Raw genomic sequence first — 13,563 nt, forward strand, 5'->3', positions numbered from 1 at the left:
ATAAGCCGCTCGCGAGCGCCTTCAAATCGCGCTATGACGAGCGGGCGGACTGACTGTTACCCGTCTACCAAACGGGACAAAGAGGCGATGCGCTAGCAAGCATCGCTAGCTACGTTTTCTTGTATTCGGACCCGCGAAACGTCGAAAATTGGCGAGAAATGGAACGACCCCAGTGCTTAAAGCGGCTGGGGTCGTTCCGAGGTAAGCGCCAGACTTGGGCGGGGGGCTGAGGCCAGACGCCTACGACATGAAATCAGACACGCAGATTTTCCGCACTGCTTTTACCGCGCCTCGGGTCGGCTTTAAGCTCGTAAGAGACTGCCTGCCCTTCCCGCAGGTCAGAGAGGCCAGCGCGCTCCAGGGCGCTTATGTGTACAAAAACATCTTGGCCGCCCCCATCCGGCTGAATGAAGCCGAAACCCTTCGTCGCGTTAAACCATTTCACAACACCCCTCGCCACTCCCATCTCCCATTTGAGCAATACTGTAGAGTAGTTCTGGTCGGAACATTCGGGCGGCACCGATTCCCGCATTGACGCACAATCTCCGCTGCTTCGGCGTCAGCGTAGTTCGCTTGAGGAGTTCGAGTATGGCGAGCCTGGGCGATCATGCTTTCATGCCAGAGACCAGGCACAGCCGACGGGTTTGACCCAGGTCGCATCGTTCTGATCTTCCATCCTGTCGCGTCACTTGGGTGACGAAGGTCACGTGGGTGGGTTCTCCTAGCAGGGAAGCCGCGAATTTCATCGGCCCAGATGGCTCATCGGCCACTATTTTGCGGACAAGCAGCGGCCTCGCAACTACCAAAAGGGGTAGCTGGACGAGCGTACCGCACCAAATTAGCATGCTCCCATGACTGTTCGGAGACCATGGAAGATGAACTGGAAGAAGGAACTGGAGGCGCTGGTTCAACAATCCGCGGCACTCGTAGAACGCGCACGGAGCGTAGCGCCTATTCCAAAGCTGATAGCACCCATCGCGCCAATCGCAAAAGCTTCCCCGCCCGATTCTCCCCGGCGGTTGAGCTGGGACACCTCCGAGCGAGAGCACATCAGCAAACGAGTTGCGAATTTCAGAGCGCATCAAGAGCGCGTGCGCCGCGAGCGCGACGAATATTTTTCCCGCACGATGCAACGGACACGGGATCTCGCGAGAGGCCACGGCTCCGACGAACAGATGTAGGCGGTCGGACAGTCGCGCAACTTTGCTAACAATCCGCCAAATCGCGCCAGAAGAGTCGACTGCGGCCGACCACCGGCTGGGAACGGCGAGTAGCCGTGAGAGTCGTACGAGTCTCCAAAAGACGCCCGTCACAGCCCATCTGAGGATTGCCGCGCGCTGAGGATTGCCGCGTGGTGTCCTCACGCCATAGGTTGCCCTCGTACTGGATGCGCTGGGGGGCAACCGCGCGATCGTTGTAGTGGCGCCGCCGACGCCCACACGAATCTGGCGCATGGATTTTGCACCGCCGAGGAAGGCGTGGGTGTTGACCCTACCCCTCGGGCTTAATCCAGTTTGACGTTCGTTCTGGCCGAAGACGAGGACCAGAGCATGCAGCACGTTCGAGATCGGAAGGCCCGATCTGCTGGCTCGGCGCGTGAGGCAGAGACACGAGATGTGCGCGTCGGGGAAGAGTTGAGATCAGACGCGCTTCACTGGAGATCGCGATAGGCATTTTGCTGCATCGGACCGTTGTTGTCGCGCAGTGTGAAAGCACGGAGTCGACATCGTCCGCGATGATCGAGACGCTGGGAGCGAAATGACGAATGATGATCGTCGTGCACGGCATGACTTGGCTCACGATGTGTCGCATCGGAACGGTGATGTTCGAGGTATCCCTCCATTGAAGGCCGCCTTGTTTGACGAACGGGATAGCTGCAGGTCCTAGGGGTAATCCTAGGAGAAGCGCTATGACGATTTCGAGGACGGAGGTAATCACATCGGTCGAGCGGCGGCGCCGGTGGTCGCAGGACGAGAAAGAGCGGCTTGTTGCAGCATCGCTCGAGCCCGGCGCCAGTGTTTCCGAGGTGGCTCGCGTGGCCGGGCTTCATGTGAGCCAGCTGTTCAGGTGGCGCAAGGATCTCTGCAAGCACGGCGAAGCGAGCATGGCTCCGTTTGTTCCAGTCGAGATTGGGCCGCCTGCGTCACCGCGGGAGCTGGCCGAAGCGCCGTTGACGACGACGGCGCGGCGACGCAAGAGCGATGGCATCATCGAGATCGATCTCGATAGCGGGCATCGCATCCGGGTCGATGGCGACGTTGATGGAGACGCGCTACGTCGCGTTCTCGATGCTTTGGCCCACCGATGATCCCGGTTCCGACAGGCGCGCGAGTGTGGCTCGCGACAGGCCACACGGATATGCGCCGGGGCTTTCCATCGTTGGCACTCCAGGTGCAGGAGGTGCTGCGCAAGGATCCGCTCAGCGGTCATTTGTTCGTCTTCCGGGGTCGCCGCAGCGATCTAGTGAAGGTGATCTGGCACGATGGCCAGGGGGCATGCCTGTTTACCAAGAGACTGGAGAGTGGAAGGTTTATATGGCCATCCGTTGCGGGTGAAGCTGTGACGATCTCGCCAGCGCAGATGAGCTATATGTTGTCCGGAATCGATTGGCGCAACCCGCAAGAAGCACAGCGTCCGACACGGGTCGGATAGTCGTTTTTGGTTGAATCTGCGGCTTGATCTGATTCAATGGCGTCGTGATATCGAAGCCGGACGATCTTCCGTCGGACCTTGTCAGCGCTCTAGCGGCGCTGCAGGCCGAGCGTGAGGCGCGGCTGCGAGCCGAAGCGGTGGCTGCCAGTGCGTTGGCGGAGCTGTCGGACAACGAGGCGCTGATTGCGCATCTTGAGCTGCGAATTGAGAAGCTCAAACGCGAACTGCACGGGCAGCGATCCGAGCGCTCGGCACGGCTGCTCGAGCAGTTGGAGTTGGAGCTCGAGGAACTCATCACCACGGCGAGCGAGGACGAGCTGGCCGCACAGGCGGCGGCAGCGAAGACGCAGAACGTCCGTCCCTTCACGCGTAAGCGGCCGGTGCGCAAGCCTTGGCCGGACGATATCGAACACGAGCGCGTCGTTGTTGAAGCTCCAACGACCTGCGCCTGCTGCGGTGGATCGCGACTGGCGAAGGTCGGCGAGGATGTGACCAAGACGCTGGAGGAGATCCCGCGCCGCTTCAAGGTCATCGAGACGGTGCGCGAGAAGTTCACCTGCCGGGATTGCGAGAAGATCAGCCAGCCGCCGGCGCCGTTCCATGCCACGCCGCGTGGCTTCATCGGTCCACAATTGTTGGCGACGATCCTGTTCGACAAATTCGGCATGCATATCCCGCTCAACCGCCAGAGCGTGCGCTTTAAGGCCGAGAGGATCGATTTGCCATTATCGACACTGGCTGACCAGATCGGCCACGGGACCTTTGCCGTCATGCCGCTCTTCCACTTGATCGAGCATCATGTGCTTGCGGCCGAGCGCCTACATGGCGACGACACCACCATCCGTATCCTGGCGAAGGGCAAATGCAAGACTGGGCGGATCTGGACATATGTGCGGGATGACCGGCCCTTCGCCGGGCCTGCGCCGCCGGCTGCGGTCTATTACGCCTCGAGCGACCGACGAGGCGAGCATCCCCAAAAGCATCTAGCGGTCTTCGCCGGCATCCTGCAAGCCGACTGCTACAATGGCTTCGAGCCGCTGTTCGATCCGCAGAAGAAGACACTGCCAATTACGCCGGCCTATTGCTTTGCCCATGCACGGCGAGGCTTCTTCGAGCTGGCTGACATTGAGAAAAATGCTCGGGAAGGCAAGAAGGGCAAACCGGTCTCCCCGATCGCACTGGAGGCGGTCAGGCGGGTGGACGCGTTGTTCGAGATCGAGCGCGCCATCAACGGCTGCAGCGCCGACGAGCGACGCGCCGTGCGCCAGGAACAGAGCAAGCCGCTTCTCGACGACATGCACGCATGGCTGCTGCGCGAGCGCGAAACCCTCTCGCGCTCGTCCGAGGTCCTGAAGCCGATCAACTACATGCTCAGGCGCTGGGAGGGCTTCGCCCGCTTCCTCGACGACGGGAGGATCTGCTTGACCAACAATTGCGCTGAACGCGCTTTGAGAGGCATCGCCTTGGGACGGCGCAACTGGACCTTCGCTGGCAGCCAGCGTGGTGCCGACCGTGCCGCCATCATGCTGACGATGATCACGACGTGTCGTCTCAATGACGTCGATCCAAAGGCCTGGCTTGCCGACGTCCTCGCCCGTATCGCTGATCTTCCTGCATCGCGGCTGCACGAACTGCTGCCCTGGGAATGGAAGCTGTTGCGCCAGGCCGGCAAATCCGACGATCAGCAAGCCGCCTGACCTTCACCCAACGCCATCACATATAGCTCGCCGTGCCCGCGCGCACGCGGCAATCAGGCGGCCTTCGTCGTGGGCGTACTGTTCGAGGGCTGGAGCGTCTGAAGCTGTGTCGAAAGCTCTCAATGATGCGCATGACGCCACCACAATCGGGACAGGCAGGAACTTCGGCCCAGGTTTGAGCTTCCGAATCCACAGGCGGCGGCCGGCTGTCGTTTGGGGCTGTCTCATGATCGAGAAGTTCGCGGCAAAGGGCGAGCTTGGCAGCGCGATGGCGGTTGGCCATGAAGCCGAAGTGGCGGATGCGATGGAAACCGTCGGCAGCGTATGAAGCAGGAAGCGGCGAATGAACTCGTCGGGCTTGAGCTTCATGATCTTTGTCGCGCCATCCTGGCGGTAATCCTTCCATGCGAAGGTAACATGATCGTTGTCGAGTGCGACGAGCCGGCTGTTGGTGATCGCGACGCGATGGGTGTAGCGGCCGAGATAGGCCAGCACCTGTGCCGGTCCGCCGAAGGGCCGCTTGGCGTAAACGACCCAGTTGACGCGCTGCATGGCTTTGATGTGACCAGCGAAAGCGTCGAATTCGGCAAGAGAAGCAAGATCGCCGAGGAAGCGCAAGGCGCCGGCGTTGAAGCCCCGATCAGGCGTTTGAGAGAAAGCCAGCGAAAGAGCCGGGACAGCGGTTGGACGGCCAGGAAGAAGTTCGGTCGGCTGGCGATCCAGCGTGTTCCATCAGGTGACGGGCCGGCGCCCGGCACGACGCAGTGAATGTGGGGATGATGCGTTAGCGCTTGTCCCCAGGTGTGCAGGATCGCGACGCCGCCAATCTCCGCGCCGAGCCGGCGTGGATCGGCAGCAAGCGTCGTCAACGCCTCGGCGGCGGCCTTAAACAGGATGGCATAGACGACGGCCTTGTTTTGGAAAGCGATCGCGGCGATCGGTGCAGGAAGCGTAAAGACGACGTGGAAGTAGGGAACCGGCAGCAGGTTGGCTTCTCGCGCGGCAAGCCACGCGGCTCGGGCTGGCCCCTGACACTTCGGACAATGCCGATTCCGGCAGGAATTATAGGCGATCCGCGTCATGCCGCAGTCATTGCAGGCTCGACGTGGCCGCCGAGCGCCTCGGTTCGGCGCGCAACAATGGCGCTCATCACCCGCCGTCGACGCGACCGAGATGACCGGCATGGTCACGACGATAAGCGTCGCCATGCCGGCGCAAGATATCGGCAATCCCGATGGCGGGTCGGTGCGGGCGGACGTCGGGGCGGGTCATAAGCCGCATCCCGGACGCGTTGTCATGCCGGTGGCGTCACCTTCAGCGACAGGCGGTCGAGCGGGCTCTGCGTCGCCCGGATCGTATGGGTGGCGACCTGCGTGTAGCGCGCCGTCGACGACGGATTATTGTGCCCGAGCAGAACCTGGACGATCCGGATGTCGGTTCCGTTCTCCAGAAGATGTGTCGCGAAGCTGTGGCGCAGCGTGTGCAGCGTGACGCGCTTGGTCAGGCCCGCAGCCTTGACCGCCGAGCGGCAGGCGGCATGCAACACGGTCGCATCAATCGGGTGACCTTCGTCACGCCCAGGGAACAGATAAAGCCGCGGCCGGGCGAGCCGCCAGTAGGTGCGCAGGATGCCGCGCAGTTGGGACGACAGCATCACGTTGCGATCCTTCGCGCCTTTGCCGTGGCGCACCTGGATGACACCGCGGGTGCTGTCGATGTCTTCGATCCGCAGTCCCGCGACCTCGGAGACCCTTGGGCCCGGCCGCATAGGCGGTGGTGAGCGCGGCGCGGCTCTTCAGGCTCGACACCGCCTCGAGGAACTGCACCACTTCGTCGGCGTGTCGGCGCGCCGCAGCTTGGCCGTCAGGCCATGACGGCTTCAGAACACGCGCACCAGCACACATCACACGAGCAGCGAAATAGCCTTGAAGAAGCCTCCCTCCTGATTCCCGTGCAGGGATGGGTGGCGCGTCGAGATCGAGGATGATCTGCAGGCCTCAACAATGCGAGAAATGCGCGCTACGCTCAGGAGAGGCCATTGCGGCACCGGCTGAGCTGTGCGTTATAAACGGAACGCTGCCATTGTAGCTCAGCGCTCACTTGCAGGCAGCAGATCAATCAGCGCTTTAGCCTCGGACTTCAGCACTTCAACGGCAGATTTCCGAGCATCTGCATCAAAGCGAGTGCGAATGGCGGAGACTGAGAGCGCGCCCCGCAATTTGCCATAGACATCGATTACGGGCACCGCTGCGGCCGCAACCTCAGGATCACGCTCGCCGATCGAGACGTAGAAGCCACGATCTCTGATCTTCTTTCCATCAGCTAATGCAAAATCGCGGTAAGCGGTAAGAACGCGGCCCGCAGCGCCGCGATCAATCGGCAATCGTTGTCCTTCTTCGAGGTGATGGCGGACGGAACGCGGAGAATTAACGCGATAAAGGCAAATGCGCTCGTCGCCCTCCGCGATGTAGAAGGATGCGGTCTCTCCGGTTGCTTCGACCAGACGATGGAGCGAGGGTCTGATCAGGTCACCGAGGTCCAGCCCACGCTGATAGAGCGCCCCAAGGCGCCATAGCTCCGGTCCGGGTCGAAATAGCCGGTCGGTCCCCCGCACCATGAATCCGTCCGCTTCCAGGGATGCGGCAAGGCGAAGGACCGTGCTCTTGTAGAAGTCGGTCGCCTCGGCAATCTCGGTCAGCGTCATGGCTGCGCGCTCAGGGCCGAAGGCCTTGAGGATCGCCAGCGCGCGCCGGACCGCATCAACCCCTGTCTTCGCCATTGATACAGCCCTCGTGTTCTGTTCCGCAGAACAGATATCCAGAATGGATAGAAAGTCCAATACCCCAGGCTCATCTGCGTTCTACGTTGCAGAATGCGATTGACTCCGGATATAGCGCCAGTTACCTGTTTTGAGGCTTAGAACAGGTTCTGCGGAGCGAAACAATGGAAGGGCAGCCGGCACTTGCCGTTGACCTGCGCGACGTGATGATTCGCTTCGGCGACTTCACCGCCGTGAAAAGCATGAACCTCCAGGTCGGCGAAACCGAATTCGTTGCAGTGGTCGGGCCGACCGGCTGCGGAAAATCGACCATTCTCAATACTGTCACCGGACTGCTGAAGCCGGCCGCCGGCGAGGTTCGCATTTTCGGCAAATCGCTTAGGGGCCTGAACGGTCAGTCCGGCTACATGCTGCAACAGGAAGGGCTGCTGCCCTGGAAAACAGCCCAGGACAATGTCGGCCTCGGGCTGGTGTTTCAGGGAAGCTCGATCGCGAAAGCGCGCGAGCAGGCGCGGCCCTGGCTCGCCAAGGTTGGCTTGAAAGGGTTCGAGGAGCGCTATCCGCACCAATTGTCCGGCGGCCAGCGCAAGCGGGTCGCCATGACGCAGACCCTGATCATGCAGCCGAAGATCGTCCTGATGGATGAGCCTTTCTCAGCGCTGGACGTTCACACCCGTCGTCTCATGCACCGTATCCTGCTCGATCTCTGGCAGGCGGACCGGCGCTCACTCGTTTTCATCACCCATGACCTCGATGAGGCGATCACGCTGGCGGACCGCGTCGTTGTGATGTCTGCCGGTCCCGCGAGCCGCATGGTTGGCGATGTCAGGATCACGCTGCCTCGTCCCCGCGACGTCTCGGCGCTACAGACCACCGACGAGTTCGTCGCGCTTTACCGTGAAATCTGGTCGCTGCTCGGCGCCGAAGTGGAGAAAAGCTATGCCACGCAGGGGTAAGGTCGCTCTCACGCAGTTCGCCATCGTGCTTGGGCTGATCCTGATCTGGGAATTGGGCGTGCGGGCCGGGTTGATCGACCCGTTCTTCTTTCCGGCCCCGTCGACACTCATCGCAAGGATCGGAGAGTGGATGTCAACGGCCGACTTCTGGACCGATGTCAGCATAACACTGCTGGAGACGATCCTGTCTTTCCTGGCTGGTATCGGGATCGGCACGGCGCTTGGTATCTGGTTGGGCTTAAGCCCGTTTGCGGCCGAGGTCGTTCAGCCCTTCATCAAGATGTTCAATGCGATCCCGCGCATCTTGCTGGGGCCCATTTTTGTCATCTGGTTCGGATTGGGCCTCACCTCCAAGGTCGCGCTGGGCGTGACGCTGGTTCTCTTCGTCGCTTTTTTCAACACCTTTCAGGGCGTTCGCGAGGTCAATCCGGTCGTGCTCGCGAACGCGCGCCTGCTACGTGCATCGAAGTCCTCCCTGCTGCGCCACGTCTACCTGCCGTCCGCCACCACGTGGATCCTGTCGAGCCTGCGGGTGTCGGTCGGCATGGCTGTGATGGGAGCAGTGGTCGCCGAATATCTCGGTTCGTCCGCGGGATTGGGGCACCTGATTGCGCAGGCCGAGGGCGTCCTCGACGCGACCGGAGTGTTCGCAGGAATCATCGTCCTCTCCGCCTTCGTCGTTGCTCTCGATGCCATTGTCGACCGCGCGGAAAAACGGCTCCTGGTGTGGCGGCCCGCACCTGCCCACGAAGCCTGATCGTACCGCTCTCCCATTCTCATGGAGTTTCCCATGCACGCTTTTCCACGACTGATGCTGGTCATCGCGATAGCCGCATTCCCGGTCATCTCGACTTATGCCGCCGAGCCCGAGAAGACAAAATTGAAGATCGCGGTGGGGTCACAGATCCTCAACTATATGCCTCTCGAACTTGGCGTGAAGCTGGGCGCCTTCAAGGAAGAAGGGGTTGACGTGACCGTCGAGAACTTCCAGGCCGGTGGCTCAAAGGCTTTGCAGGCGTTGATCGGCGGCTCGGTGGACGGGACCGTCGGCTTTTATGATCACACCATTCAGATGCAGGCCCAAGGCAAGCAAATTTCCTGCGTGTTCCTGCTCAATGACATTCCCGGCGTGTTGCTCGGTGTCCGCGGCGACCTCGCTGACAGGGTCAAGACGGGTGCCGGTCTGAAGGGCCTGAAGCTCGGGATCACGGCGCCGGGGTCCTCGACCGATACCATGGCGCGCTACTACATCAAAAAATCGGGATTGGGCCCGCGCGATGTAAGCATCATCGCGGTTGGCAGTGGTGCACCCGGCATGGTGGCGCTCGAGGCCAAGAATATCGACGCGCTCGTCTATTTCGATCCGATTGCGACCCTTCTCGCGCGCAAGAAGAGTGCGACACCGCTGTTCGACGCGCGCACGGTCGAAGGCTCAAGGCAGGCCTTTGGCGGAATCTATCCGACCGCGTGCCTTTACCTTCAGCAGTCCTTCATCGACAAAAATCCGGAAACGGTCCAGCGCCTCGTCAACGCCTTGTTCAAAACTCATCGCTGGATCAACACGGTTTCGGCGGAGCAGCTCGTCGACGCGATGCCTTCTGGATACAAGACCGACAATCGCGAGGTGAACATCGAGATCATCAACGCGTCGAAAGCGCTGTTCTCGCCAACCGGTCAGATGGACATCGACGCGGCCAAGGTCCCGCTGGCTGTCCTAGGCGACTTTGATCCGAAGATCGCAGCCGCAAAGATCGACCTGATCAAGACCTTCACGAATCGATTCGCGGAACGTGCTGCGCAGCAACTGAAATAAGTTGCGTACTAAGCGCTCGCTATCGGATCACCTACAAGAAGGCTCTTCAGATGTCTCTGCCGCTAACCGGTATCCGCGTTCTCGACCTGTCAAACGTGTTGGCGGGTCCGTTCTGCGGTTACCATCTTGCGCGCCTTGGCGCGGAGGTCATTAAGGTGGAAAATCCGAACGGCGGCGACCTGGCGCGGCGCCTCGGCGCGGATCCGCAAAGAGCGGAGCGCCTGCAGGGACTCTCGTTTGTCGCCGTGAACGCCGGCAAGCAATCGATTGCACTGGACCTGAAATCGGAAGCGGGCCGCGAGGTGTTCTTGCGACTGGTCAAGGAAGCCGACGTGGTGCTCGAAAACTTCCGGCCGAAGGTGATGGAACGGCTTAGCCTGGGGTTTGATGTGCTCAGCAGGCAGAACCCACGTCTCGTCTACTGCGCGATCTCCGGCTTTGGGCAGAGCGGGCCGTGGTCCGCCCGTCCGGCCTATGACCAGATCGTCCAGGGTCTGTCTGGTGCCATGAGCGTCACTGGCGATACGGCCTCGGCTCCCCTGCGCACGGGCTTTCCGATCTCGGACACGATTGCGGGACTGACTGCTGCCTTTGCCATTGCCGCGGCTCTGGTCGAACAGCGGCATAGCGGCCGCGGTCGGTTCATTGACGTGTCCCTGCTCGAAGCCACCGTTGCAGCGATGGGATGGGCCGTCTCCAACCACCTGAACGCTGGTGTCGAGCCGCAGCCCATCGGCAACGAGAACTTCACCGCGGCTCCCTCGGGCACGTTCCGCACCGCAACAGGCCCGCTGAACATTTCCGCCAACGAGCAGAAGCAGTACCAATCCCTATGCGACCTGATTGGCCGACCGGACCTGAAGACGGATCCACGCTTTGCTGGGCGCGAGATGCGCAAGGTGAACCGCGCAGCGCTGAGCACGGAGTTGAACAAGGCATTGAGTTGCAAGACCGCCGAGGAATGGGAGGCCCAAATGAATCTGGCTGGTGTTCCCGCAGGCCGCGTGCTGACGGTCTCGCAAGTGTTGCAGCAGCCACAGCTTCTCGAGCGCGGATTCGTCGAGACTTTGGCCCCAGAACAAGACGGCGCGCAGCCGTTACGAATCACGCGGCCGGGCTTCCGGCTGGATGAGGAGTTTTCGGTGCCTTCACCGCCTGCGACGCTCGGAGCAGACACCGAGCGATGGCTGCAGCGGCTCGGCTATTCGTATGCGGAGGTCGAGCAACTGGTCTCAAGCCGGGCCGTCGGGACGCCAAAGCAAGGAGAGGCAGATTTCCTGCCTGTCCGCGTAGCCGCGGACGGACCGATATCATGAGATCCGACGGCTTGCGGCGGTTGGCGATCGGCAGGTTGAATGGACGGAACCGGAAATGAGCGAAGAAGAATTGCGACAGCAAGCGGCCCGTTGGTGGCGAACCTCCATCTGCGATATCGCGCCCGGTCGCATCGCCTATCGGGGTTATCCAATCGAAGATCTGATCGGCCGAATTTCCTTTCCCGCCATGATCTGGCTGATGTTGCGCGGCGATCTGCCGACGCCAGCGCAGGAGCGGCTGCTGCAAGCTGCGCTGGTTGCGTCAGTTGACCATGGTCCGCACGCGCCCTCCATTGCAATTGCCCAGATGGCGGTGAGCTGCGGCCTGCCCCTGAACGGTGCCATGGCCTCGGCGATCAATACGCTCGATGACGTGCACGGCGGAGCAGGGGAGCAGGCGATCGAACTCTACGAAGATGTGCTGCGACGGCGCGAAGGGCGAGAGATCGAGCAGGCCGCTGGCGCTGCAATCGACCATTTCACCGCAACACGCAGCAAATATCTGCCGGGCTTCGGCCACCGGTTTCATCCAGTCGACCCGCGGGCGGCGCCGCTGTTGGCGCTGGTGGATGCCGCAGCCGACGAGGGCAGTGTCGGCGGCGATTATGCCAAGGCCGCCCGCGCGATCGAGCGCGTGATGCAGCAGCGCAAGAGCAAACTCATTCCGATGAACATTGATGGCGCGACCGCAGTCATTTACGGCGAGCTGGGCTTCGCCTCTCCGCTCGCGCGGGGGCTCTTCTGCTTGTCGCGCGCGGTCGGAATCCTGGCTCACGCCTGGGAGCAAACTGGGCGCAAGGATCGCAACAAAGGCCCGATGCCCAAGCAGTTCGGCTACAACTACGAGGGCCAGCCGCGCCGCAGTCTGGGAGGCGCATCATGATGTATCTCGAAAAGCCGCCCAGGCTGATTGAGACCCGCATGTTCTCGTCGATGCCGGCGGAGTTTCGTCGCCCGGGTGTTTCCTCGGAATGGGCAGAGGCAAACCGCCGGGGAATGCCTGATTTCCAACGGGCCGAGTCCGAACGGCCTAGAGTAGTGCTCAGTCCGGACGAGACCGTGTTGTTCGTTGCAATGACGCGCGACAACAGCGTCTGGCGCGTGCCGCTGATGCGAGCCTCCGCGCCTTTTAGCTGGGCGGGTCTCGGCTCGCGGTCCACGAGCCTCGGCAAGACCATCGTATCGCTTCGCCCAATTGAAGAACGATTTGATGGCTGATATTTTGAACGTTCGCGCCAAGAAGGTCGAAGAGGTAACCGCTCGCAGTGGGAGTCAGCACCGCATCAGCGTCCGGGTTCTCGATCATGCTCGGCCGCGACGCACGCGTTGAAGCGTTCGTTTTGAGAACCAAAAAAATCGCAGGATTCGCTGCTTTGAAAGACTTTACTGATAGCACGCTAGCCTAGGAGCGCTTTAACTGTGTTGAGCAGCGGTCGTAGTCCTGTCACAGCCTCTTGCGCGCCCGCAATCCTCCAATCCGATATCCCCTCTCCTCGTAGAAGCGGCGTACCCGTTCCAAGGCCGGATAGCCATCCGGAGGCAGCGCAACCTCAATCATTTGCCAGCCTCGGCGCTTCGCCTCCGAATGTACCGCCTCGAGCAGATGCCGACCGTGGTGAGAGCTTCGGAAGCCGCGAGAAATCCATAGCTCCTGAAGCACACCGTACGCTCCGGCTGCTCTCACGGCCTGTACGGCCGAGATGGTGGCGACCCCTACAATCTGCCCCGTGGCTTGTTCCTCGATGACAAAAACGAAGCCGTCTTCACGATCCTGGATCAGGCGTAAAGCCGCTTGCTTCGCGCCTTCAAGGCTGAACTCGGGTCCGGGGCCACCTAATTCAGAAAGTAGCTTTTCGACCGTTTCTGCGATCGCGTTCTCATCTCCTGGCACGCCTTTGCGCAAAGCCGTGCCCCCGTGGGGCAGGCCTTGCGCTTCAGCGCCAACCCGAACACCCGTCACGTTAGTCCCACTTGAGGAAATCCATAGTCAGAAGGATACAGAAAACGCAACTGAGAGCAACTATCAAGCTCGATAGGGAATAGGACGTTCGCACTCGCTATAAGCAACAGAGGTGAGGTAAGTGCAAGCTGTTGCCGCTCAGAATCGACTGCGGCCTGACCAGCTGCGAACTCATCATGGACTTCCTTCGATTGAAAAATAAACCCGCCAGACGGCACGTTCGCGCGTGGGCAGGCCGGCCATGCCGATCAAACATTCCTAAGAGTGATTGCCGATCGTCACTCACGATCGGTCTCCATGCAGTAGATCTTGCACCCCGATGATCGCCGCGTCATAGAGCGCATCAGCTCGGAGCGTGCGAAGGTGAGAGTCCCCGCACTCGCGTGCGTC

13 protein-coding genes and 2 pseudogenes are annotated in these 13,563 nt (G+C 61.2%); 10 read left to right on the forward strand and 5 right to left on the reverse strand.

From position 1 onward, the window contains the following. Positions 1 to 253: 253 nt before the first annotated feature. Positions 254 to 460 carry a cold-shock protein gene (locus tag AB7245_RS06130; protein WP_439035699.1) on the reverse strand — a complete coding sequence of 69 codons (207 nt, stop codon included), beginning with the start codon at positions 458 to 460 and terminating at the stop codon, positions 254 to 256. A gap of 415 nt (positions 461 to 875) precedes the next feature. On the opposite strand from AB7245_RS06130, the gene AB7245_RS06135 reads away from it, so the two are divergent. The 4 genes from AB7245_RS06135 to tnpC all read left to right on the forward strand — a co-directional run bounded on the left by AB7245_RS06135 (position 876) and on the right by tnpC (position 4,349). Then, positions 876 to 1,181, forward strand: coding sequence for a hypothetical protein (locus tag AB7245_RS06135; protein ID WP_085361588.1), 306 nt, complete (start codon positions 876 to 878; stop codon positions 1,179 to 1,181). A 728-nt stretch (positions 1,182 to 1,909) separates the two neighbouring features. Next, entirely contained in the window at positions 1,910 to 2,308 is a 399-nt protein-coding gene (gene tnpA / locus AB7245_RS06140; RefSeq protein WP_439033940.1) for an IS66-like element accessory protein TnpA, read from the forward strand. Then, a complete protein-coding gene (gene tnpB, locus AB7245_RS06145) occupies positions 2,305 to 2,652 on the forward strand; it encodes an IS66 family insertion sequence element accessory protein TnpB (RefSeq protein ID WP_439033941.1) in 348 nt (115 codons plus the stop codon). Before tnpA ends, tnpB begins: the two co-directional genes overlap by 4 nt. Before the next feature lie 44 nt (positions 2,653 to 2,696). Further along, the gene (tnpC, locus tag AB7245_RS06150) at positions 2,697 to 4,349 is read left to right on the forward strand and encodes an IS66 family transposase (protein WP_439033942.1); all 1,653 of its coding nucleotides are present in this window, start codon (positions 2,697 to 2,699) and stop codon (positions 4,347 to 4,349) included. 16 nt (positions 4,350 to 4,365) lie between these two features. On the opposite strand, the pseudogene AB7245_RS06155 reads toward tnpC, so the two are convergent. From AB7245_RS06155 to AB7245_RS06165, 3 genes and pseudogenes are all read right to left on the reverse strand, one after another. After that, positions 4,366 to 5,621, reverse strand: a pseudogene (locus AB7245_RS06155) (IS91 family transposase). Positions 5,622 to 5,643: 22 nt separating this feature from the next. Then, positions 5,644 to 6,187: pseudogene (locus AB7245_RS06160) on the reverse strand (tyrosine-type recombinase/integrase); the annotation flags it as partial. A gap of 251 nt (positions 6,188 to 6,438) precedes the next feature. Beyond that, entirely contained in the window at positions 6,439 to 7,128 is a 690-nt protein-coding gene (locus tag AB7245_RS06165; protein ID WP_439033943.1) for an IclR family transcriptional regulator, read from the reverse strand. A gap of 164 nt (positions 7,129 to 7,292) precedes the next feature. Between AB7245_RS06165 and AB7245_RS06170 the strand changes: the two genes are divergently transcribed. Genes AB7245_RS06170 through AB7245_RS06195 form a run of 6 tightly spaced genes read left to right on the forward strand, consistent with a single transcriptional unit; the run spans position 7,293 to position 12,431 of the window. Next, complete coding sequence (locus AB7245_RS06170) at positions 7,293 to 8,084, forward strand: ABC transporter ATP-binding protein (protein ID WP_231143966.1); 792 nt, start codon at positions 7,293 to 7,295, stop codon at positions 8,082 to 8,084. Further along, positions 8,068 to 8,841, forward strand: coding sequence for an ABC transporter permease (locus tag AB7245_RS06175; RefSeq protein ID WP_439035700.1), 774 nt, complete (start codon positions 8,068 to 8,070; stop codon positions 8,839 to 8,841). The genes AB7245_RS06170 and AB7245_RS06175 overlap by 17 nt, the downstream gene beginning before the upstream one ends. A gap of 33 nt (positions 8,842 to 8,874) precedes the next feature. Next, positions 8,875 to 9,897 carry an ABC transporter substrate-binding protein gene (locus AB7245_RS06180; RefSeq protein ID WP_439033944.1) on the forward strand — a complete coding sequence of 341 codons (1,023 nt, stop codon included), beginning with the start codon at positions 8,875 to 8,877 and terminating at the stop codon, positions 9,895 to 9,897. 50 nt (positions 9,898 to 9,947) lie between these two features. Next, positions 9,948 to 11,213: a CaiB/BaiF CoA transferase family protein gene (locus AB7245_RS06185; protein ID WP_439033945.1), complete on the forward strand. Its 1,266-nt coding sequence runs from the start codon at positions 9,948 to 9,950 to the stop codon at positions 11,211 to 11,213. 55 nt (positions 11,214 to 11,268) lie between these two features. Beyond that, positions 11,269 to 12,096 (forward strand): citryl-CoA lyase, encoded by an 828-nt coding sequence (locus tag AB7245_RS06190; RefSeq protein WP_439033946.1) that lies wholly within the window; start codon positions 11,269 to 11,271, stop codon positions 12,094 to 12,096. After that, positions 12,093 to 12,431 carry a hypothetical protein gene (locus tag AB7245_RS06195; RefSeq protein ID WP_439033947.1) on the forward strand — a complete coding sequence of 113 codons (339 nt, stop codon included), beginning with the start codon at positions 12,093 to 12,095 and terminating at the stop codon, positions 12,429 to 12,431. The genes AB7245_RS06190 and AB7245_RS06195 overlap by 4 nt, the downstream gene beginning before the upstream one ends. Positions 12,432 to 12,657: 226 nt before the next feature. Here the strand turns inward: AB7245_RS06195 and AB7245_RS06200 are convergent, their stop codons facing one another. Beyond that, a complete protein-coding gene (locus AB7245_RS06200) occupies positions 12,658 to 13,116 on the reverse strand; it encodes a GNAT family N-acetyltransferase (RefSeq protein ID WP_439033948.1) in 459 nt (152 codons plus the stop codon). Positions 13,117 to 13,563 lie beyond the last annotated feature (447 nt).

This window comes from Bradyrhizobium sp. 604_D8_N2_3, assembly GCF_051810765.1.
GTDB classification, from domain to species: Bacteria; Pseudomonadota; Alphaproteobacteria; order Rhizobiales; family Xanthobacteraceae; genus Bradyrhizobium; species Bradyrhizobium barranii.

Coding starts and splice junctions, on each gene's coding strand:
- AB7245_RS06135 (WP_085361588.1), top strand. CDS start 876: ATGAACTGGAAGAAGGAACTGGAGGCGCTGGTTCAACAATCCGCGGCA.
- tnpA (WP_439033940.1), top strand. CDS start 1,910: ATGACGATTTCGAGGACGGAGGTAATCACATCGGTCGAGCGGCGGCGC.
- tnpB (WP_439033941.1), top strand. CDS start 2,305: ATGATCCCGGTTCCGACAGGCGCGCGAGTGTGGCTCGCGACAGGCCAC.
- AB7245_RS06165 (WP_439033943.1), bottom strand. CDS start 7,128: ATGGCGAAGACAGGGGTTGATGCGGTCCGGCGCGCGCTGGCGATCCTC.
- AB7245_RS06170 (WP_231143966.1), top strand. CDS start 7,293: ATGGAAGGGCAGCCGGCACTTGCCGTTGACCTGCGCGACGTGATGATT.
- AB7245_RS06175 (WP_439035700.1), top strand. CDS start 8,068: ATGCCACGCAGGGGTAAGGTCGCTCTCACGCAGTTCGCCATCGTGCTT.
- AB7245_RS06180 (WP_439033944.1), top strand. CDS start 8,875: ATGCACGCTTTTCCACGACTGATGCTGGTCATCGCGATAGCCGCATTC.
- AB7245_RS06185 (WP_439033945.1), top strand. CDS start 9,948: ATGTCTCTGCCGCTAACCGGTATCCGCGTTCTCGACCTGTCAAACGTG.
- AB7245_RS06190 (WP_439033946.1), top strand. CDS start 11,269: ATGAGCGAAGAAGAATTGCGACAGCAAGCGGCCCGTTGGTGGCGAACC.
- AB7245_RS06195 (WP_439033947.1), top strand. CDS start 12,093: ATGATGTATCTCGAAAAGCCGCCCAGGCTGATTGAGACCCGCATGTTC.